The organism is Brevundimonas sp. (genome assembly GCF_965279155.1).
Lineage (GTDB): Bacteria > Pseudomonadota > Alphaproteobacteria > Caulobacterales > Caulobacteraceae > Brevundimonas.
Genome location: NZ_OZ257138.1, coordinates 855,285 through 874,349, shown reverse-complemented (window position 1 = coordinate 874,349; position 19,065 = coordinate 855,285). Strand labels below are relative to the sequence as shown.

General features: G+C 67.5%; 20 protein-coding genes. 12 read left to right on the top strand and 8 right to left on the bottom strand.

What is annotated here, in order from left to right; all coding sequences use genetic code 11:
• Positions 1 to 5 precede the first annotated feature (5 nt).
• Genes ACQY72_RS04325 through ACQY72_RS04315 form a run of 3 tightly spaced genes read left to right on the top strand, consistent with a single transcriptional unit; the run spans position 6 to position 2,226 of the window.
• A complete protein-coding gene (locus ACQY72_RS04325; RefSeq protein ID WP_428156041.1) occupies positions 6 to 461 on the top strand; it encodes a thiol-disulfide oxidoreductase DCC family protein in 456 nt (151 codons plus the stop codon).
• Positions 458 to 1,759 (top strand): SDR family oxidoreductase, encoded by a 1,302-nt coding sequence (locus tag ACQY72_RS04320; RefSeq protein WP_428156039.1) that lies wholly within the window; start codon positions 458 to 460, stop codon positions 1,757 to 1,759. Before ACQY72_RS04325 ends, ACQY72_RS04320 begins: the two co-directional genes overlap by 4 nt.
• Complete coding sequence (locus ACQY72_RS04315) at positions 1,756 to 2,226, top strand: DUF2269 family protein (protein ID WP_428156037.1); 471 nt, start codon at positions 1,756 to 1,758, stop codon at positions 2,224 to 2,226. The genes ACQY72_RS04320 and ACQY72_RS04315 overlap by 4 nt, the downstream gene beginning before the upstream one ends.
• Positions 2,227 to 2,230: 4 nt before the next feature.
• Here ACQY72_RS04315 and ACQY72_RS04310 read toward each other — a convergent pair whose 3' ends face one another.
• Positions 2,231 to 2,611 (bottom strand): type II toxin-antitoxin system VapC family toxin, encoded by a 381-nt coding sequence (locus ACQY72_RS04310; RefSeq protein WP_428156036.1) that lies wholly within the window; start codon positions 2,609 to 2,611, stop codon positions 2,231 to 2,233.
• Positions 2,608 to 2,886 (bottom strand): hypothetical protein, encoded by a 279-nt coding sequence (locus ACQY72_RS04305; RefSeq protein ID WP_428156034.1) that lies wholly within the window; start codon positions 2,884 to 2,886, stop codon positions 2,608 to 2,610. The genes ACQY72_RS04310 and ACQY72_RS04305 overlap by 4 nt, the downstream gene beginning before the upstream one ends.
• 96 nt (positions 2,887 to 2,982) lie before the next feature.
• On the opposite strand from ACQY72_RS04305, the gene ACQY72_RS04300 reads away from it, so the two are divergent.
• Positions 2,983 to 3,921, top strand: a complete 939-nt coding sequence (locus ACQY72_RS04300; protein WP_428156032.1) for a DMT family transporter — start codon at positions 2,983 to 2,985, stop codon at positions 3,919 to 3,921.
• Positions 3,922 to 3,950: 29 nt separating this feature from the next.
• Positions 3,951 to 4,484, top strand: coding sequence for a DUF1003 domain-containing protein (locus ACQY72_RS04295; RefSeq protein ID WP_428156030.1), 534 nt, complete (start codon positions 3,951 to 3,953; stop codon positions 4,482 to 4,484).
• Between the two features lie 39 nt (positions 4,485 to 4,523).
• On the opposite strand, the gene ACQY72_RS04290 is transcribed toward ACQY72_RS04295, so the two are convergent.
• Positions 4,524 to 5,099 (bottom strand): superoxide dismutase family protein, encoded by a 576-nt coding sequence (locus ACQY72_RS04290; protein ID WP_428156028.1) that lies wholly within the window; start codon positions 5,097 to 5,099, stop codon positions 4,524 to 4,526.
• Positions 5,100 to 5,221: 122 nt separating this feature from the next.
• Here ACQY72_RS04290 and gyrA point away from each other — a divergent pair, with 122 nt between their 5' ends.
• The 5 genes from gyrA to ACQY72_RS04265 all read left to right on the top strand — a co-directional run bounded on the left by gyrA (position 5,222) and on the right by ACQY72_RS04265 (position 11,343).
• Positions 5,222 to 8,002 (top strand): DNA gyrase subunit A, encoded by a 2,781-nt coding sequence (gyrA, locus tag ACQY72_RS04285; protein WP_428156026.1) that lies wholly within the window; start codon positions 5,222 to 5,224, stop codon positions 8,000 to 8,002.
• Positions 8,003 to 8,178: 176 nt separating this feature from the next.
• Positions 8,179 to 9,012, top strand: coding sequence for an aminotransferase class IV (locus ACQY72_RS04280; protein ID WP_428156024.1), 834 nt, complete (start codon positions 8,179 to 8,181; stop codon positions 9,010 to 9,012).
• A gap of 53 nt (positions 9,013 to 9,065) precedes the next feature.
• Positions 9,066 to 9,554, top strand: coding sequence for a pantetheine-phosphate adenylyltransferase (gene coaD / locus ACQY72_RS04275; protein WP_428156022.1), 489 nt, complete (start codon positions 9,066 to 9,068; stop codon positions 9,552 to 9,554).
• A gap of 6 nt (positions 9,555 to 9,560) precedes the next feature.
• The gene (locus tag ACQY72_RS04270) at positions 9,561 to 10,436 is read left to right on the top strand and encodes a peptidylprolyl isomerase (protein WP_428156020.1); all 876 of its coding nucleotides are present in this window, start codon (positions 9,561 to 9,563) and stop codon (positions 10,434 to 10,436) included.
• A gap of 34 nt (positions 10,437 to 10,470) precedes the next feature.
• On the top strand, positions 10,471 to 11,343 hold the full coding sequence (locus ACQY72_RS04265) for a peptidylprolyl isomerase (protein ID WP_428156673.1): 873 nt from the start codon (positions 10,471 to 10,473) through the stop codon (positions 11,341 to 11,343).
• On the opposite strand, the gene ACQY72_RS04260 is transcribed toward ACQY72_RS04265, so the two are convergent.
• Entirely contained in the window at positions 11,344 to 12,444 is a 1,101-nt protein-coding gene (locus ACQY72_RS04260) for a Ppx/GppA phosphatase family protein (protein ID WP_428156018.1), read from the bottom strand. It abuts the gene before it with no gap.
• 147 nt (positions 12,445 to 12,591) lie between these two features.
• Here ACQY72_RS04260 and hspQ point away from each other — a divergent pair, with 147 nt between their 5' ends.
• Both hspQ and phhA read left to right on the top strand, forming a co-directional pair.
• The gene (gene hspQ / locus ACQY72_RS04255) at positions 12,592 to 12,900 is read left to right on the top strand and encodes a heat shock protein HspQ (protein ID WP_428156016.1); all 309 of its coding nucleotides are present in this window, start codon (positions 12,592 to 12,594) and stop codon (positions 12,898 to 12,900) included.
• 54 nt (positions 12,901 to 12,954) lie between these two features.
• Positions 12,955 to 13,830: a phenylalanine 4-monooxygenase gene (gene phhA, locus ACQY72_RS04250; RefSeq protein WP_428156015.1), complete on the top strand. Its 876-nt coding sequence runs from the start codon at positions 12,955 to 12,957 to the stop codon at positions 13,828 to 13,830.
• Between the two features lie 6 nt (positions 13,831 to 13,836).
• On the opposite strand, the gene ACQY72_RS04245 is transcribed toward phhA, so the two are convergent.
• From ACQY72_RS04245 to ACQY72_RS04230, 4 genes are all read right to left on the bottom strand, one after another.
• The gene (locus tag ACQY72_RS04245) at positions 13,837 to 15,126 is read right to left on the bottom strand and encodes an MFS transporter (protein ID WP_428156013.1); all 1,290 of its coding nucleotides are present in this window, start codon (positions 15,124 to 15,126) and stop codon (positions 13,837 to 13,839) included.
• 8 nt (positions 15,127 to 15,134) lie between these two features.
• Positions 15,135 to 16,469 carry an N-succinylarginine dihydrolase gene (gene astB / locus ACQY72_RS04240; protein WP_428156011.1) on the bottom strand — a complete coding sequence of 445 codons (1,335 nt, stop codon included), beginning with the start codon at positions 16,467 to 16,469 and terminating at the stop codon, positions 15,135 to 15,137.
• A 172-nt stretch (positions 16,470 to 16,641) separates the two neighbouring features.
• Complete coding sequence (astD, locus tag ACQY72_RS04235) at positions 16,642 to 18,060, bottom strand: succinylglutamate-semialdehyde dehydrogenase (protein WP_428156009.1); 1,419 nt, start codon at positions 18,058 to 18,060, stop codon at positions 16,642 to 16,644.
• On the bottom strand, positions 18,057 to 19,064 hold the full coding sequence (locus ACQY72_RS04230; protein WP_428156007.1) for an arginine N-succinyltransferase: 1,008 nt from the start codon (positions 19,062 to 19,064) through the stop codon (positions 18,057 to 18,059). The genes astD and ACQY72_RS04230 overlap by 4 nt, the downstream gene beginning before the upstream one ends.
• Position 19,065 lies beyond the last annotated feature (1 nt).

The window sequence follows — 19,065 nt, the reverse complement described above, 5'->3', positions numbered from 1 at the left end:
TCAAAGTGGGGCGGGGGCCTTACAGCTATCGTGAGGACCCGGCCGTTCCGGCCTTCCCGGACGATCGGCCCCTGGTTCTATTCGACGGCGACTGCGCGCTCTGCTCCGGTTCGGCGCGCAAGATCCTGAAGCACGACCGGGCCGGGCGCATCCGGCTGGCGCCGACGCAGTCGCCGTTGGGCCGGGCGCTGCTGGTCCACTACGGCGTCGATCCCGACGATCCCTATACGATGCTGCTGATCCAGGACGGCGTGGCGCGCGAGCGGTCCGACGGCGTCCTCGGCATCGCGGCCATGCTGCCGCCGCCCTATCGGTTGGCGATCCTGGGGCGGATCGTGCCGAGGATCGTCCGCGACACCCTCTATGATTTCATCGCGCGCCGTCGCCGCCGCCTTCCCGGTGCGACCTGGTGCGCCACGCCCCCGCAAGGGGTCGATCTGACGGACCGGGTGCTGGGATGAGCGGACGCGTGCTGGTGCTGGGCGCCAACGGCTTCATCGGCTCGCACGTCGCGGCGGCCCTGTCGTCTGCGGGCTGGTCCGTTCGCGCCGGGGCTCGCCGTATCGCCGAACCCGCCCGTCGCGCGCCTACGTTCGACTGGGTCGTCGCCGACTTCGCCAAGCTGACGACGGCCGAGGCCTGGGCGCCGCTGCTGGCTGGCGTCGATGCGGTGGTGAACTGCGTCGGCGTGCTCCAGAACGGCATAGGCGACAGCACACGCGCCGCCCATGTCGATGGCCCCTGCGCCCTGATCGCGGCCTGCGAGGCGGCGGGCGTGCGGCGGCTGGTGCACATTTCCGCCGTCGGCGCGGACGATGACGCTGGCACCGACTATGCCCGCACGAAGGCGCAGACTGAGCGCCTGATAGAGGCCAGCGCCCTGGACTGGCTTATCCTGCGCCCGTCGCTGGTGGTGGACCGCGCGGCCTTCGGCGGCACGGGCCTGATCCGCGCGCTGGCGGCCTTTCCGCTGTTCAGCCCGGTGATAGGCGGTGATCAGACCTTCCGCCCGATCCCTCTCGGCGACCTGTCCGCCGCCGTCGTGGCGGCGCTGAAGCCGGGCGCCCCGTCGCGCCGGTCGTTCGACATGCCGGGACCAGAGCCGGTGACCATGGTCGAGACGGTCCGCCTGTATCGCGGCTGGATGGGATTGAACCCGGCGCCGGTCGTTCGCGTGCCGCGCGCTCTGGCTGCGCCTGCTCTCTTGATCGGCGACCTGCTGGGTCGGCTGGGCTGGTCCTCGCCGATCCGCACGACCGCGATCAGGCAGATGGATCATGACGTGTCGGGTCAGGACAGCGGCTGGGCCCAGGCGCTGGGCGTCCCGTCGCGCGGTTTCACCGGCTTCCTGGCCGAGACCCCGGCCTCGGTTCAGGACGTCTGGCATGCCCGGCTCTGGTTCGTGCGGCCGGTCTCCATCCTGACCCTGGGCCTGTTCTGGCTGATCACCGGCCTGATCAGTTTCGGGCCGGGCTGGGACCGCGCCGTCGCCATCCTGCATGAGGGCGGTTACGGCCGCATGGCCGGACCCATCGCCTGGTGGGGCGCGCTGCTGGACGTGGTCCTGGGGCTGATGCTGTTCGTGCGCCCGTGGACGGCACGGGTGGCGATCTTCATGTGCCTGGCCACCGTCGGCTATCTGACGGCCGCGACGCTCAGCCTGCCGCACTTCTGGATCGACCCGCTGGGGCCGTGGCTCAAGGTGCTGCCGATGATGGCCCTGTGCCTGTTCGTGGCGGCGACGGATGCGCGCCGATGAGCCTGTACATCCTGCTGAAGATCATCCACATCCTGTCCGGCGCCGTGCTGTTCGGGACCGGCGCGGGCATCGCCTTCTTCATGCTGCGCGCCCACGCGACCAAGGACGCCAAGACCATCGCCGAGGTCGGTCGCATCGTCGTCCTGGCCGATTTTGTCTTCACCGCCACGGCCGTCGTGATCCAGCCGATCAGCGGCCTGGCCCTGATCCACCTGCAGGGTTGGTCCCTGACCAGTTCGTGGCTGCTGCCCGCCTATGGGCTCTATGTCCTGATCGGCGCCTGCTGGCTGCCGGTGGTATGGATCCAGTACCGGATGATGAAGCTGGCCGAACAGGCGGCAGGGCAGGGCGCACCCTTGCCGGCCGCCTATCATCGCCTGTTCCGCTGGTGGTTCGCCCTGGGCTGGCCCGCCTTCGCCGGCGTCCTGGCCATATACTGGCTGATGGTCGCCAAGCCGGAATTCTGAGCCGTCACCATACGGCCTGATCGAAGTGACGCAGGATCACCTGATCGGCCGTGATCAACTGCGCCCCGTCGGCCATGGCGTTGGCGACGATCAGCCGGTCGAACGGATCGCGCGTCCAGGCGAAGCGGCAGGCGGCGTTCGATACGGCGGCGGTCGAGGCGTCAGATAAGGACAGGTCGAGCCGGTCGTGAAGGTCCGTCAGGAGAAGATCGGCGGTGGGCAGCTTCACCCGTCCGATCTCGATCAGGATTTCGATCTCGACCAGCACAAGCGGCGACAGGCAAAGCTCCCGCCCGCGCGCCAACTCACGCTGCGCCCGGCGGCTGATCTGCCGATCCAGACGATAATAGAGCCAGAGGGCGACCTGGGTGTCGAGGTGGATCACTTGTCGCCGAAGTCGAACTTGGCGTCCGGGGCCCAGGTCCAGTGGCTCTTGTTGGTGTCGATGTCGTCGGGGCAGTCGTCCGCGCCCTCGCGAACGCCCTGCGCCATATAGGCGTCCCAGCGTTCCTCCGGCGTCATCTTGGGTTCGACCGCCTCGGCGACCAGCGTCAGCCGCCGTTCGCCGCGCCGGATCACCAACGGCTCGCCGGTCGCGAGCACGCTGTCGACCAGTCGGAACAGATCCTTGCGCAGAGCGGTCAGGGTGACTTCGGTCATATGTACATGTTGGTCGTGGAAGACGTACATGTCAATGCAACGCCCGGACATGGCATGTGAAGGGCGCACAGGCCCGCGCCGTGCCATAGGGCGAGCATGACCGACGCCAATCCTGAAGTTGGGCCCGCACCCGCGCCGTTTCCTGCAAAGCCCCATGCCCTGACCGGGCTGGAGATCGCCGCCATCGTGGCGATCATCGTCGTGTGGGGCATCAACAACGCAGGTGCCAAGCTGGCGACCGAGCACCTGTCACCTCTGCTGGTCGGGGCGATCCGGTTCGGCATCGCCAGCGCCTGTCTGATCGCCTTCGTCCGGCCGCCTTTCCCCGACTGGAAGAGCCTGCTGCTGATCGTCATCGTCGGCGGGCCGATCCAGTACGGACTAGCCTACACCGCCTACTGGCTGGCGACCGACGTCAGCCCGGTGACCGTGGCAAACCAGCTGTGGATTCCCTTCACCACCCTGTTCGCCTTCCTGATCCTGGGCGAGCGGCTGTCCAAGGCCGCTTTGGTCGGCATGGGTGTGGCCTTCGTCGGCGTGGCCTGGATGACGCTGGACGCCCATGCGCTGCAAGACTGGAAGGCCATTCTGGTCGCCATCGCGGCCGGGGCCGCCTGGGGCGTGACGACGGTGGTCGCGCGCCGCACCACCTCCATCCCACCGCTGAAGATGCAGGGGCTGCTGGCGCTGGGCGCCTTCCCCGTCATGGCCTTCGGTTCCGCCGTGTTCGAACATGGGCAGTGGGAAGCCTTGAAGACCGCCACCCCCATGGTCTGGGCCACGCTGCTGTGGGCCGGGGTCGTGTCGTCGGTGCTGGCGACGACCCTGCTGTTCTGGCTGGTGCAGCGGCGTGAAGCGGGGCGGGTGACGCCCTATCTGCTGGTGACGCCGGTGGTGTCGATGCTGATCGGCTGGGGTTTCATGGGCGATGTGCTGACGCCGCAGATCCTGACCGGTTCGGCCATCGCTATGGGCGGGGTCGCGCTGGTGGCCTTGGCCGAACGGGGCTTGCGCGCGGGGGCGGCCAAGGCTTGATCATCTCCTGAGCCTTTCAGGAGACCGCCGTGAACCACGCCCCCCTCGACGCCGACCACGTCTCCCGCCGCTGGCTGGGCAAGGCGACGCACGACCTGCCGGCGAACGAAGCCAGCGTGGTCCGCAGAGCCGCCGAACGCCGCCCGATCTCCGAGGACATCAACGAGACGTTCGACGACCGCCAGACCTTCGGCGAGCGGCTGGCGGACCGGGTGGCGACGTTTGGCGGATCCTGGACCTTCCTGATCGCGTTCGGCCTGTTCCTGGTGGTGTGGACGGTGCTGAATCTGGCTCTCAGGCGCGACGCCTTCGACCCCTATCCCTTCATCTTCCTGAACCTGATGCTGTCGATGATCGCCGCAGCCCAGGCGCCGATCATCATGATGAGCCAGAACCGCCAGGCGCAGAAGGACCGGCTGGACGCCGGCAACGACTACCAGGTCAACCTGAAGGCCGAGATCGAGATCATGGCCCTGCTGGAAAAGGTCGAGCACCTGACCGCGCGCCAGGAGGAGCAGATGGAACTGATCCGACGCCTGCTGGCGCAAAAAGAAGCCCGCTGAACGAGGTTCAGCGGGCCATCTTCAACGTTTGGGAAAGGCTCAGCTCGCGCTTAGCGCCGCGCAAGCCACCCGATCGCCCGCGCCGCCGATGGGCTGGGTCGAGTGGTCGTCGGGATTGGCGTGGATGATGATCGCCGAGCCGTCCGCGTCCCACAGCCACTGGCCGGGGCCTTCTGAAGAGATGCGAGCGCGAGGGGTGAACAGTTCGGCGTTCACCTTGCCGTCCGCGCCGGCCCAGATGTTGGGCAGGTCGCCGTCGTCCGGGCCTGCCGCGTTCAGCAGGCCATGCGGGGCCTTGGGCTCGCCGTGGTTGATGTGAGCGCCGGATGAGGTGAAGGGTGCGGCGCATTCGCCGGTCGCATGGATGTGGATGCCGTGCCAGCCGGGCGTCAGGCCCGAGGCCTCGACCTTGATCACCAGGCCGGTCGGCCCCTGGCGTAGGTCGACGCGGCCGATGTTGGCGCCCGAGGCGTTGATCAGGACGGCCTGTCCCGTCGCGCCCACGGGCGCGCGTTCGACGTGGGTTTGCGGGGCGTTGCCGGTCGCGGCGCAGGCCGTGGTGAGGGCCAGCGGAGAGGCGATCATGAGGGCGGCGGCGAAGGTGTAGGCGCGCATAAGGAAAGTCCTTTCAGAGACGGGCTTTCACGGCGACGTCGCTTTGCCACCGAGCCCCTGGAATGCTAGAAATCGTCACAGCGGATCACGTTCCGATTCCGGCCGCATAAAGCCACGCTTCATTGACCGACGACAGCTACGAAAACGCCGCAACTCCGATCAACGGTCGAGGCGGCGGCTCCGACATTTCCACGATCACGATCGAGGACGAACTGAAGCGTTCGTACCTAGACTATGCCATGAGCGTGATCGTCTCGCGCGCCCTGCCTGACGCCCGTGACGGGCTGAAGCCGGTTCACCGTCGCATCCTGTATTCGATGCACGACCTGAACATGACGCCGGAGCGCAGCTATTCGAAATGCGCCCGCGTGGTCGGTGACGTGCTGGGCCGGTTCCACCCCCACGGCGACGCCTCGGTCTATATGGCCTTGGTGCGGATGGCCCAGCCCTTCTCGATGGGGCTGATGCTGGTCGACGGCCAGGGCAACTTCGGCTCCGTCGACGGCGATATGCCCGCCTCGATGCGTTACACCGAGGCCAAGATGGCCCCGGCCGCCGTCGCCCTGATGGCCGATATCGACAAGGACACCGTCGATTTCCAGCCGAACTACGACGAGAAGGAGCTGGAGCCCGTCGTCCTGCCGGCGCGGATTCCGAACCTGCTGGTCAATGGCGCGGGCGGCATCGCCGTCGGCATGGCGACCAATATCCCGCCACATAATCTGGGAGAGGTCGTGGATGCGGCCCTGGCCCTGCTGGACGACCCGAACATTTCCGACGACGCCCTGCTGGACATCGTCCCCGGTCCCGACTTCCCGACGGGCGGTGAGATCATGGGCCGCACCGCCCCGCGCAATGCGCTGCGCGACGGTCGCGGTTCGGTCGTCGTGCGCGGCCGCGCCTCGGTCGAGGAAATCCGCAAGGATCGTGAGGCCATCGTCGTTACGGAACTGCCGTTCCAGGTCAACAAACAGACCCTGATCGAACGTATCGCCGAAATGGTTCGCGAGAAGCGTCTGGAAGGCATTTCCGACGTCCGCGACGAGTCCGACCGCCAGGGCATGCGGATCGTCATTGAGCTGAAGCGTGATGCGTCCGGCGACGTCATCCTGAACCAGCTGTGGCGCTATACGGCGATGCAGAGCTCGTTCGGCGTCAACATGTTGGCGCTGAACCACGGCCGGCCCGAGCAGATGGGCCTGCGCGACCTGCTGCAGATCTTCCTCGAATTCCGCGAGGAAGTCGTCGTTCGCCGCGTCAAGTTCGAGCTGAACAAGGCGCGTGATCGCGGCCACGTCCTGGTCGGTCTCGCCGTCGCCGTCGCCAATATCGACGAGGTCATCCACATCATCCGTTCCTCGGCCGATCCGACCGAGGCGCGCGAGCGGTTGCAGGCCAAGCCCTGGCCCGTCGGCGACATGATGGCCCTGGTCGAACTGATCGCCGACCCGCGCAGCGTCGTCATCAACGGCGACAGCCTGCAACTGACCGACGAACAGGCCCGCGCCATCCTGGCCCTGACCCTGTCGCGCCTGACCGGCCTTGGCCGTGACGACATCTTCGGCGAGGCGCGTGGCCTGGCCGATACGATTCAGGGCCACCTGACCATCCTGTCGGACCGCAAGAATGTCCTGGCCATCATTCGCGACGACCTGATCGCGGTGAAGGATCAGTTCGCCGTGCCGCGTCGCACCCTGATCGGGGAAGGCGACGGAGAGATGGAGGACGAGGACCTGATCCCGCGCGAGGACATGGTCGTCACCGTCACCCACGGCGGCTACGTCAAGCGCGTGGCCCTGAACGCCTATCGGACCCAGCACCGCGGCGGCAAGGGCAAGTCCGGAATGACGATGAAGGATGAGGACGCCATCACCGGCGTGTTCAGCGCCTCGACCCACACCCCGGTCCTGTTCTTCGCCACCAACGGCAAGGCCTACAAGCTGAAGACCTGGCGCCTGCCGCTGGGCAATCCGACCTCGCGCGGCAAGGCCTTCGTCAACCTGCTGCCCATCGAGCCGGGCGACAGCATCATGAACGTCCTGCCTCTGCCCGAGGACGAGACGACCTGGGGCGATTACGACATCATGTTCGCCACCCAGGCGGGCGACGTGCGCCGCAACAAACTGTCGGACTTCGCCACGGTCAACCGCGCCGGCAAGATCGCCATGAAGCTGGAAGGCGACGACCGCATGGTCGGCGTCGGCCTGTGCACCGCCGACGACGACATCCTGCTGACCACGGCCCTGGGCCGCGCGATCCGCTTCAAGGCCGACGATGTGCGCGTGTTCAAGGGCCGGGATTCGACCGGCGTCCGGGGCGTTCGCCTGCAGGACGGCGACGAGGTCATCTCCATGGCCATACTGGGCCGCGTCGATGCGACGCCGGAAGAACGTTCGGCCTACGTCAAACACGCCAACGCCATGCGCAAGGCCCTGGCCGGTGCGGACGCGGAAGAGGATGTGTCGGCTCCGGCCGAGGTTGAGGAAGACGTCGCCGACGCCGCCCTGACGGTCGAGCGGATCGCCCAACTGGGCGCCGCCGAACAGTTCATCCTGACGGTCACCGAGACCGGCTTCGGCAAGCGATCCTCGGCCTACGAGTACCGCCGCACGGGTCGCGGCGGCCAGGGCCTGACGGCTCACGGCCTGGGCGGTCGCGCGGGCACACGCCTGGCGGCGGCCTTCCCGGTCGAGGAAACCGACGACCTGCTGCTGGTCACCTCGGGCGGTCAGATGATCCGCACCCGCATCGACCAGGTCCGCATCGTCGGACGCTCCAGCCAGGGCGTCACCATCTTCCGCACCGGCAAGGACGAAAAGGTCGTCTCGGTCGAACGCCTGCCGGACAGCGGCGGTTCGGATGATGCGGACGTCGCGGATGAGGGCGGCGAGACCGAAGCCTAAACCAAGACCCTCTCCCGGCGGGAGAGGGCTTGAGCGCCCGAGAGCGTAGCGATCGGTCTGCGCGAAAGGGTGAGGGGTTACGCTGTGCGACGCGATCAGCACCGTAACCCCTTATCCGGCCCTTCGGGCCACCTTCTCCCTCAGGAAGAAGGAAAGAATTGGAACGGGAGCGGCCAGTGGACATCCTGATCGACGGCCACCCCGCCACGCCTGACGACCTGGCCCACCAGGCCCTGGTCAACTACGGCGCCTACACCTCCTTCCGCGTTGAGAACGGCGCCGCTCGCGGCCTCGACCTCCACCTCGCCCGCCTGGACCAGGCCGCCGTCGAACTGTTTGGCGACAGCCCCGGCGAGGCCGAGTTCCACCGCCTCATTGCGCTCGCCGTCGCCGGCCGCGACGCCTGCTGGCTGCGCGTCAGCCTGTTCTCACCCGAGATCGGCCATCGCAACCCGTCCTTCGTCGGCCGGCCAAAGGCGATGACGGTGGTCTCGCTCGCACCGCCGCCGCTGGCGAGCAGCGTGCGCATCACCGCCGTCTCCTACGAACGCGAAGCCCCGCATCTGAAACACCTAGCCACCTTCGGCCTGATCCGCGCGCGCCGGGCGGCTCGCGCCGCTGCTTTCGACGACGCCCTGTTTGTGGACGGGCAGGGACAGGTGTCCGAAGGCACGCTTTGGAACATCGGCTTCGTCCAGAACGACCGCATCGTCTGGCCCCAGGCGCCGATGCTGGCCGGTGTGACCCAGGCGGTGATCCAGCGCGGCCTGGGTCATGTGCGCCTGGCCTCCGAAACCCGCCCGGTCTTCCTTTCCGAAATCGCCGCTTTCGACGCCGCCTTCCTGTGCAACAGCGCCACGCCCGTCTGTCCCATCACGGCCATCGACGACGTCGCCTTCGCCAACGATCCCGCCCTGCTGGCCCGGATCGAGGCCGCCTGGTCCGCCCAGCCGCCGCAGCCCATCGCGCCCCGCGACGATGACGATGGCGTCAGCCGGCTAGGCCGCTGATTTCGCACCTGCTAAACGACGCGGACGGCACGCGACAGGCTGGGGAGACACGCATGCGCATCGGGCTTTATCCAGGCACCTTCGACCCGGTGACGAACGGGCATACCGACATCATCAAGCGGGCGCTGAAGCTGGTGGACCGGCTGGTCATCGGTGTGGCCCAGAACGACGACAAGGGCCCGCTGTTCTCCACCGCGGAGCGCGTCGAGATGCTCAAGACCGAGGTCGCCAGCTTCGGCGGCGACATCGTCGTCCAGCCCTTTTCGACCCTGCTGATGCATTTCGCCGAAGAATTGAACGCCAACGTCATCATCCGGGGCCTGCGCGCCGTCGCCGACTTTGAATACGAGTTCCAGATGACGGCCATGAATCAGCGCCTCAATCAGGACATCGAGACCGTATTCCTGATGGCCGATCCGCGCCACCAGGCCATCGCCTCGCGGTTGGTCAAGGAAATCGCCCGTCTGGACGGCGCGATCGACAGTTTCGTCAGCCCCGCCATCGCCGAGCGCGTGCGGGCCAAGGTCAAGAACGGGATTTGATAGACTATGCGTAAGGCGATCATCGCGGCGACCGTCGCCGCCCTTTTGGCGAGCGGCGCGGTCCAGGCCCAGGTTTCGGCCCCGGCCGTGGTTCAGACAACGCCGGCGGCCTCCGACTGGCGCACCATCGCGCCGGAAAACCTGCTGGTCATCGACACGTCCAAGGGCCGCGTGCTGGTCGAACTGGTCCCGGTCGCCGCGCCCAACCATGCCGAACGCATCCGCACCCTGGCCAACCAGGGCTTCTATGATGGTCTGAAGTTCCACCGCGTCATTCCTGAATTCATGGCGCAAACCGGCGACCCGCAAGGTACCGGCGAGGGCGGCAGCGAACTGCCGGACCTGAAGGCCGAGTTCAGCTTCCGGCGCGGTCGCGACGCCGGTTTCGTCGCCGTGCCCAGCGTCGGCCCCGGCGTGCGCGGCCTGGTCAGCGACCTGCCGGTCCAGACCCAGCCCGACGCCCAGATGATGGTCACCGCCGACTTCAAGGTCGACGCCCACGGCCTGTTCTGCCCCGGCGTGCTGGGCATGGCCCGCTCGGGCGCGCCCGACAGCGCCAACAGCCAGTTCTTCCTGATGATGGGCGCCCGCGACCAGCTGGACGGCGTCTATACCGCCTTCGGTCGCGTGGTTTCCGGTCTGGATGTCGTCGGCAAGCTGAAGAAGGGTTCGGACGCAGAGGACGGCAAGGTCGTCGATCCTGACACCATGACCCAGGTCCGCATGGCCTCCGCGATGCCGGAAGCCAGCCGTCCGACGATGCGTGTCTTGAACGCAAACAGCGCCGCCTTCGCCGAGCGGATCGCCGCCACCCGCGCTGCGCGCGGTAACGGCTTCAGCATCTGTGACGTTCAGCCGGTGGCCGAGGTCGTCGGCGGCTGACGCTTTCAAGATGACGGAGGAGGGGACGATGACGATGCGTAGTCTGATGATCGCGGCTGCGGTGCTGACCGCGACGGCCGGGGCCGCCCTGGCCCAGGATGCGCCGCCTGCCGTTCCCGCACCTCCGCCGCCCCCGGCCGAGTGGCGCACCGTCGCGCCGGAGAACCTGCTGGTGATCGATACCAGCAAGGGCCAGGTCCTGGTCGAGCTGGCGCCCCAGATCGCTCCGGCCCATGTCGAACGGATCAAGTTGCTGGCGTCGCGCGGCTTCTACGACAATCTGGTCTGGCACCGGGTCATCGACTGGTTCATGGCCCAGACCGGCGACCCCTTGGGCACCGGCGAAGGCCAGAGCTGGTATCCCGATCTGAAGGGCGAATTCACCTTCCGCCGCGGGGCGGATATGGCCTTCACCCCCGTCGCGGCCCCCGTCGGCGCCCTGGTCGGCTTCATCGACTCCGTTCCCGTCCAGACCCAGCCCGACGCCCTGATGTCGGGCACGGGCGACAACAAGGTCCACGGCTGGGCGCTTTACTGCCCCGGAGTCGCGGGCATGGCGCGCGACGAGGGCAACGACACCGCCAACAGCCAGTTCTTCCTGATGCGTCAGGCCTATCCGGCCCTGGACAAGCGCTACACCGTCTGGGGCCGCGTCGTGTCCGGTCTGGACGTGGTGCGCGCTCTGAAGGCCAGCGGCACGCCCGATGGTCTGGTCCAAGGACCAGACCAGATGACCCGCGTCCGCGTCGCATCCGACCTGCCAGCAGCCGAACGCCCCACGGCGTTGGTGCTGAACACCAACTCCGCCACCTTCCAGACCCTGGTGCAGCAAGCGCGTCAGGCGCGCGGCGCGGACTTCTCGGTGTGCGACATCGAATTGCCGGTGCGGATCATGCCCCCGGCCTGATCAGGCGGCGGGGGCTGGTCGCCCCCGACCGCGCCGACGCCTGCGGCTCTTCGTCGGTTTCTTGTCTTCTCTCATCTGCTGCAGCAGCAGACCTTCGCGCAGGCCCCGGTCCGCGACCCGCACCCGCTCGGACGGCCAGGCCCTCTGAACCGCTTCCAGAATAGCGGCGCCCGCCAGCACCAGATCCGCCCGGTCGGGACCGATGCAGGCCTCGCGCGCCCGCCCGTCCGGCCCCAAGGCCTTCAGCCGATCCGCCGCCGCCTCGCAGTCGCCGCGCGTCATCCACAATCCGTCCACCCGATCGCGATTGTATCTCGGCAGGTTCAGGTGAATGCCCGCCAAACTGGTGATCGCCCCGGACGTGCCGACCAGATGGGCCCGGTCCTGGCGGAACAGCTCCAGCATCGGTTCATCGACGATGCCGCCGGCCGCGATGGCCTCGCCCATGTCCGCCACCATGGCCTCGTACCAGGCCTCGCCCGAGTTCACAGGCTCCGGGTGTCGCTCGGCCAGGGTTACGACCCCCACCGGCGCCGACATCCAGGCGCTGGTGGTCCAGTCGGTCCCGCTGCGCTTCAACCACGACATCTCGGTCGAGCCCCCGCCCACATCGATGACCAGCACCGCCTCCGCCTGGGGATCGATCAGGTTCAGACAGCCCTCGACCGCCAGCCGCGCCTCTTCGGCCGGATCGATGATCCGCAACCGCAGACCCGTTCCCTTGCGCACCCGGTCGATGAACTCGGCCCCGTTCTCGGCCGCGCGACAGGCCTGGGTGGCGACGGCGCTCAGGCGGGCCGAGTCCACGCCCTTCCTGACGATCCGTTCGGCGCACAGGGCCAGGGCGTCATAGGCCCGGTCCATGGCGCGGGGGTCGAGCAGGCCCGTCCGTGACAGGCCTTCGCCCAGCCGCACGATACGGCTGAAGCTGTCGACGACGCGAAAGCCTTCGCGCGACGGCCGCGCGATCAGCAGCCGACAATTGTTGGTCCCCAGATCGAGCGCGCCATACAGCGGCGCATCCCGACCCGACGCATCCCGCGAACGGGAAGGCTGGGACCGCTCGTCGCGCCGTCTGGGCGCGCCGTGGGTCTCCGGCATGGGTCGTCATTCCGATGTGGGCGGTCCAAAACGGCGCCCGTCCCGTTCAGCCTAACCCGCGAAGATCGTCCGCGCCAAGCCATTCTGTCAGGAAGATGAACGGGAGTGATGGGGTCCGGCTCATACACCGGGTCGTATCAACCCATCATGACCCAGGTTCACACAGCCCGTTTCGCCATCGGTCAGATCGTCCGCCACCGCGACGACGCCTTTCGCGGTGTCGTGATGGATGTCGACCACGCCTATGACGGCCCAGCCGGCGAGACCGGCCTGGTCGCCGCCGATCAGCCCTTCTACCGCGTCTATGCCTTGGGCGACGACGGCGGCTTCGTCGCCTATGCGGCCGAGGGCGTGCTGGAAGACGGTCAATCCGTCCTTTTGCCCGACGACGCCGATCGCTGGTTCACGACAGACGGCCTGGGCCACCACGCGCCTCTGGACGAACAACTGCACTGACAGTTGGAAGGCGCGGGCGGGCCGGGCTAGGATGGCGGCAAAAGAGGAACGCCCATGTCAGACTTCGAACACGTCTTCGAAAAGCCGCCCGAGGGCGCGGCCGCCGACTGGACCATTCCCCAGAACTGGGCCGCCTATACCGAGGTCGAACACCAGACCTGGGACACCCTGTACGCCCGCCAGATGAAGATCCTGCCGGGCCGCGCCTGCGACGCCTTTCTGCGCGGCCTGGACGCGCTGGACCTGAACGCCGGCGGCATTCCCGACTTCGACGTGATCAACCCCAAGCTTCAGGCCCTGACTGGCTGGACCGTGGTCTGCGTGCCGGGCCTGGTGCCGGACGAAGTCTTCTTCGACCACCTGGCCAACCGTCGCTTCGTCTCGGGCCAGTTCATCAGGAAGCCGGACCAGCTGGACTACCTCCAGGAACCCGACATCTTCCACGACGTCTTCGGCCATGTGCCGATGCTGACCGATCCCGACTTCGCCGCCTATATGGAGGCCTATGGCAAGGGCGGCCAACGCGCGGCCGGCCTCGGCATGCTGCCCAACCTGGCGCGTCTGTATTGGTACACGGTCGAGTTCGGCCTGATGAAGGACACCGACGGCCTGCGCATCTATGGCGCCGGCATCGTGTCTTCGGCGACCGAAAGCGTCTTTGCGCTGGACGACCCGTCGCCCAACCGCCTGGGCTTCGATCTGGAACGGGTGATGCGCACCCTCTACCGGATCGACGATTTCCAGCAGGTCTATTTCGTCATCGACAGCCTGGAAGCTCTGAAAGACGAGACGCTGAAGGATTTCGGCCCGGTCTATGCGGCGCTGAAGGGCCAGAACGACCTGCCCATCGAATCCGTCCTGCCCACCGACCAGGTCTTCACCCGCGGCACCCAGGCCTACGCCCACCGCGGCGGGCGGTTCGCGGCCTGACCTTCGTCAGGTGTGCGTGATCAGGCTGTTGTGCTTCGTGTCGCGCATGCGGATGAAGGTGATCAACGAGATCCCGATCATGCCGCTGACGTACCAGAAGAAGACGCTCTCGATGCCCGCGCCCTTCAGCCATAGCGCCACATATTCCGCCGTCCCGCCGAACACCGCATTGGCGATGGCGTAGGGCAGGGCCACGCCCAGCGCGCGGATGTGGGCGGGAAACAGCTCGGCCTTCACCACCGCATTAATCGCCGTATAGCCCGACACGATCACCAGCCCGGCCAGCGCCAGCAGGAAGGCTACGAACGGGCTCTCGACCGTCGACAACGCGGTCATGATCGGCACGGTGCACAGCACCCCCAGTACGCCGAAGGCGATCATCACCGGACGCCGACCCACCCGGTCCGACAGGGCGCCCACCGCTGGCTGCAACAGCATGAAGAGGAACAAGGCCGCCGCGCTGATCTCGGTCGCCGTGTTCTTGGGAAAGCCGGTCGTGTTGACCAGGAACTTCTGCAGGTAGGTCGTGTAGGTATAGAAGGCCAATGTGCCGCCGGCCGTCAGGCCCAGCACCATCAACGCCTCCTTGGGGTGTTTCAGGATCAGCTGCGTGGCGCTGGATTTCGGCGCGTCTTTGACGTCGGATGCCTTGTGCGTCTCGTCCAGCCGACGACGCAGCCAGAAGACGACGACGGCCAGACCCGCCCCAACGAAGAACGGAATCCGCCATCCCCACGACGCCAGCGCCGTCTCGCTGAGCGTATTCTGCAGCACAATCAGCAGCAGCAAGGCGATAAGCTGGCCCGAGATCAGCGTGACATACTGGAAGCTGGACCAGAAACCGCGCCGACGCGGCTCGGCCATTTCCGACAGATAGGTGGCGCTGGACCCATATTCCCCGCCGACGCTAAGCCCCTGCAGCAGCCGTGCGAACAGCAACAGCGCCGGCGCCGCCAGGCCGATGGTGGCATAGCCCGGCGTCACGCCGATAATCAGCGAGCCGGTGCACATCAGAGTCACCGACAACGTCAGCCCCGCCTTGCGCCCCTTGCGGTCGGCATAGACGCCCATGATCCACGCCCCGATCGGCCGCATCAGGAAGCCCACCGCAAACACGGCGGCGGCGCTCAGCAACTGGGCGGTGGGGTTCTCGCTGGGGAAGAAGACCGGCGCGAAATACAGGGTGAAGGCCGCATAGGCGTACCAGTCGAACCACTCCACCAGATTGCCGGCGGACCCGCCGACGATGTTTCTCAGGCGGCGGGCGGGGCTCATGGCGGCGGTGTCTGTGGTCATTTGACGCATTAAACACCCTGGAACGGATAGAAGCTCCCCCCAAGCTTCAGAATATTCGTCAGCTCGTCCAACGCACCGCGCGTCTCGTCCAGAAGATCCGGGTCGGCCAGATCGGCGGGCCGCAGTTCATCGCGATACCAGCGGTTGGCCCACGCCGAGAGGTCGGCGTGCCGGGCGTCGGTTAGTCGCATGGCCGGATTGGTCGCCGCCAGCTCCGCCGCGTTCAGCACGACCCGTAGACGCAGACAGGCCGGCCCCCCGCCGTTCCGCATCGACTGGCGCACATCGACGTATTGAACCCTGCCGATAGGGCCGTTGGAGGCGGCCAGGCCTTGCGCTGCGGCATGGCTGCGCGGGTTGTCGCGGGTCTCGGTCGGACAGATCAGGGTCAGGCGATCCTCACCCGGAATCTGGATCAGCATGGAGTTGAACAGATAGGAGCTTATGGCGTCGGCCAGCGGCAGGTCGGCGGACGAGACCTCGACGAAGATCGGCTCGAACAGACCGTCCGCCGCACGGCGGATGGCGTCCTGCGTCCCGGCCGTGTCCTCGAACGCCAGGTCGTGGAAAAACAGGGTCTCCAGCGCCCCGACGCAGACGACGTCGTTATGGAAGGTCCCGCCGGCGATGGCGGCCTTCGACTGCTGGGCCAGAACGACGCCGCTCGCCTCATGGCGGCGGCCCACGGCCTGCGACGCTTCGCGCGTCTGGCGGGCGGGGTAGGGACCGTCCCAGGGCTCGAAAGCCTCTCGCCCCCAGACCAGCAGATTGACGCCCGCTGCCCCATGCTCGGCGCACAGCCGCACATGGTTGGCCGCGCCCTCGTCGGCCAGGTGCGCGACGGGGGGCAGGGCGTCATGAACGGCGAACCGCGCCGTGTCTGGGAACAGAGCGTCCAGCGCCCGCTTCGTCTGCTGATGCTCAAGCGACCGATGCAGGTTGGTGATCAGATTGGCGGGTGTGAAATGAACCCGGCCATCCGCCGCGTCCGCGCTGGGCGTCACGGTCGCGGCGTTGGCGGCCCACATCGGCGAGGCCGAACAGGCGGCGGCGGCGAAGCTGGGCGCCTCCTTCCACGCCCGCTCCAGCACCTGGGAGTCCGATCCGGTGAAACCCAGGCTCCGCAGGAAGGGGATATTCGGCCGCTCGTGCGGCGGCAGGACGAACTGGGGCAGGCCCAGGTCCGCCAGTGTCTTCATCTTGTCGAGCCCCTGCAGCACCGCCGCCCGTGGATTCGACGCCTCGCCCTTGTTCAGGCTGGACGCCAGATTGCCCGGCGACAGCCCGGCATAGGAATGCGTCGGCCCTATCAGACCATCGGCGTTGGCTTCGACGGCTTTCATGCTTCCCTCTCCCAGAGGGAGAGGGCTTGAGGCTCGCAGAGCGCAGCGATGCGCTTGCCGAAAGGGTGAGGGGGTGAGGTGCGTCCCGTCAGACACCGTAACCCCTCACCCGACTGCGCGAGAACGACGGCTGCGCCGCCGTGCGCAGTCTCCCTCTCCCGCTGTAAGAGGGTCATGCTCTTAGCCCTTTGATCTCGCCTTCGATGTTCGCGACCGTATCGGCCTCGAAGCTCGCCATCGGATAGGCGCAGTAATCGGCCGCATAATAGGCGCTTGGCCGGTGGTTGCCGCTGGCGCCCAGGCCGCCGAACGGCATGTCGCCCGCCGCCCCGGTGGTCGGCCGGTTGAAGTTGACCACGCCGGCCCTGATGCGGCGGATGAAATGGTCCCAGTTCTTCGGATCGTCGCTGACCAGGCCCGCCGACAAACCATAGCGGGTCGCATTGGCCGCCTGGATCGCGGAGTCGAATGTCGCCACGCGCGTCACCGACAGGAAGGGCGCGAACATCTCCTCGTCCGGCACGTCGATCCCGGTCACGTCGATGATGGCCGGCTTGACGAAGGCGCCGGGCAGGTTGGCGACCGGACCCGAGGCGCGGATGACCTTTGCCCCCCTGTCGATCCGTTCCTGCAACGCCTTCAGCGCCGCCTCCGCCGCGCGGGCCGAGATCAGAGGCCCGGCGTAGGGCTCGGGATCGCTGTCCCAAGGGCCGAACACCAGACGGTCGGACAGGGCGGCGACGGCCTCGATGATCGCATCCCCCTGCGGCCCTTCCGGCACGATCAGACGCCGCGCGCATGAGCAGCGTTGGCCGGTGGTGATGAAGGCGGACTGCACCGCGATCCCCGCCACAGCCTCGGCGTCCGCCGCATCCCACACCACCAGCGGATTGTTCCCGCCCAGCTCCAGCGCCAGGATGACGTGCGGATCATCCGCGAACTTGCGCCGGAAATGCGCGCCCGCCGCGCCCGAGCCTGTGAACATCAGGGCGTCGATCCCGGCGTCCAGCAGGGCCGCGCCGGTCTCACGCCCGCCTTGGACCACATTGACCACGCCGCTGGGCAGATCGGCGGCGGCGAAGGCCTCGGCCATCACATGACCGACCAGGGGCGTCTCTTCCGACGGCTTGAAGACCACGGTGTCGCCCGCCAGCAGGGCCGGGACGATATGGCCGTTGGGCAGGTGTCCGGGGAAGTTGAACGGGCCCAGCACCGCCGCCACCCCATGCGGGCGGTGACGCAGGGTGGCGCGCCCGAAGGCCGTGTCGGTCGACCGCTCGCCGGTGCGCTCGTCATAGGCGCGGATCGAGATGTCGACCTTGCCGACCATGGCGGCGGCCTCGGTCCTGGTTTCCCACAGGGGCTTACCGGTCTCGCGGGCGATGGCCTCGGCGATCTGGGGCGCGCGGTCCTTCAGCACGGCCTGATAGCGTTTGACCGCGTCGATCCGCTCGGCGCGTGGCGCGTCGGCCCATGCAGGGAAGGCGGCACGAGCGGCGTCAACGGATGCCTGGACCTGGGCCGGGCTGGCGGCCTCGCCCTCCCAGTTGGTGGCTTCGGTGGCGGGGTCGGTGGATTTGAATGTGGTCATGATTTCACGCGGACGGTGGCGCCGGCCTTGATCTTCAGCGCGGCGGCGGTTTCGGCGGTCAGGCGCACGGTGTTGCCCTCGATGTCGGCTTTCGCCCGAACGGCACGGAAGGCGGCGATGCTGTCGGTCGAGATCAGGGCCGGCAGTTCGGCCTCGACCGATCCGACGATCTCGACCGTCAGGCGGCGGGCGTCGCGCACGGTGCGGATGTTGTCGCGCCCGCACGACACGGTCGGCCCGGCGTCGAAAATGTCCACCAGCCCATTGGGCCGGAAGCCCTCGCTCTCCAGCAGGGCCATGGCCGGCACGCCTTGCGGATGCACCTTGCCGATCACGGCGCGGGCGGGTTCGGGCAGCAACTCGGTATAGATCGGGTGGCGCGGCGCCAGGTCCAGGATGAACTGCTTGTCGGTCGATCCGCTCATCCGGTCGGCGTGGTCGAACTCCATCGGGAAGAACTTGTGCGCCACATGGTCCCAGAAGGGGCAGGCGCCGTCGGGCGTGAACACCCCGCGCAACTCGGCCAGCACATTCTCGGCGAACAGCTCCGGCTGGGCGCCGATCAGCATGTAGCGCGACTGGCTCAGCAAACGCCCCGCGCCGCCCTTGCGCCGATCCGCCTTCAGGAACAGCGATCCCACCTCGGTCCAGCCGGTGCATTCATTGACCAGCACCAGGGTCTGGTGATCAAGCTTGACCCCCAGCGACGGCGATTGCGCCGTATTGTTCACCACCCTGAACGAGAAGAACGGCCGCTTCAGCCCCACCGTCGCCTTGACCGATCCGACCCCGTCTATGTCGCCGGTGTCGCCGTCCTCCAGCATCAAGGTGTACCAGGCCTCCTGTGGCGTGACCTGGCCCCGGAAACTGGCCTGGCTCAGCTCCAGCCGGTCGGACAGGGCGTCGGGATCTTCGGGCAGGCTGGTGAAGCCGGGACCGGACAGGATGGCCAGCTCCAGCAGATGATCGAGATCGGCAGGGCCGGCGGGACGGACGACAAGCATT

Coding starts and splice junctions, on each gene's coding strand:
- ACQY72_RS04320 (WP_428156039.1), top strand. CDS start 458: ATGAGCGGACGCGTGCTGGTGCTGGGCGCCAACGGCTTCATCGGCTCG.
- ACQY72_RS04315 (WP_428156037.1), top strand. CDS start 1,756: ATGAGCCTGTACATCCTGCTGAAGATCATCCACATCCTGTCCGGCGCC.
- ACQY72_RS04305 (WP_428156034.1), bottom strand. CDS start 2,886: ATGACCGAAGTCACCCTGACCGCTCTGCGCAAGGATCTGTTCCGACTG.
- ACQY72_RS04300 (WP_428156032.1), top strand. CDS start 2,983: ATGACCGACGCCAATCCTGAAGTTGGGCCCGCACCCGCGCCGTTTCCT.
- ACQY72_RS04290 (WP_428156028.1), bottom strand. CDS start 5,099: ATGCGCGCCTACACCTTCGCCGCCGCCCTCATGATCGCCTCTCCGCTG.
- coaD (WP_428156022.1), top strand. CDS start 9,066: ATGCGCATCGGGCTTTATCCAGGCACCTTCGACCCGGTGACGAACGGG.
- ACQY72_RS04270 (WP_428156020.1), top strand. CDS start 9,561: ATGCGTAAGGCGATCATCGCGGCGACCGTCGCCGCCCTTTTGGCGAGC.
- ACQY72_RS04265 (WP_428156673.1), top strand. CDS start 10,471: ATGCGTAGTCTGATGATCGCGGCTGCGGTGCTGACCGCGACGGCCGGG.
- ACQY72_RS04260 (WP_428156018.1), bottom strand. CDS start 12,444: ATGCCGGAGACCCACGGCGCGCCCAGACGGCGCGACGAGCGGTCCCAG.
- hspQ (WP_428156016.1), top strand. CDS start 12,592: ATGACCCAGGTTCACACAGCCCGTTTCGCCATCGGTCAGATCGTCCGC.
- phhA (WP_428156015.1), top strand. CDS start 12,955: ATGTCAGACTTCGAACACGTCTTCGAAAAGCCGCCCGAGGGCGCGGCC.
- ACQY72_RS04245 (WP_428156013.1), bottom strand. CDS start 15,126: ATGACCACAGACACCGCCGCCATGAGCCCCGCCCGCCGCCTGAGAAAC.
- astB (WP_428156011.1), bottom strand. CDS start 16,469: ATGAAAGCCGTCGAAGCCAACGCCGATGGTCTGATAGGGCCGACGCAT.
- astD (WP_428156009.1), bottom strand. CDS start 18,060: ATGACCACATTCAAATCCACCGACCCCGCCACCGAAGCCACCAACTGG.
- ACQY72_RS04230 (WP_428156007.1), bottom strand. CDS start 19,064: ATGCTTGTCGTCCGTCCCGCCGGCCCTGCCGATCTCGATCATCTGCTG.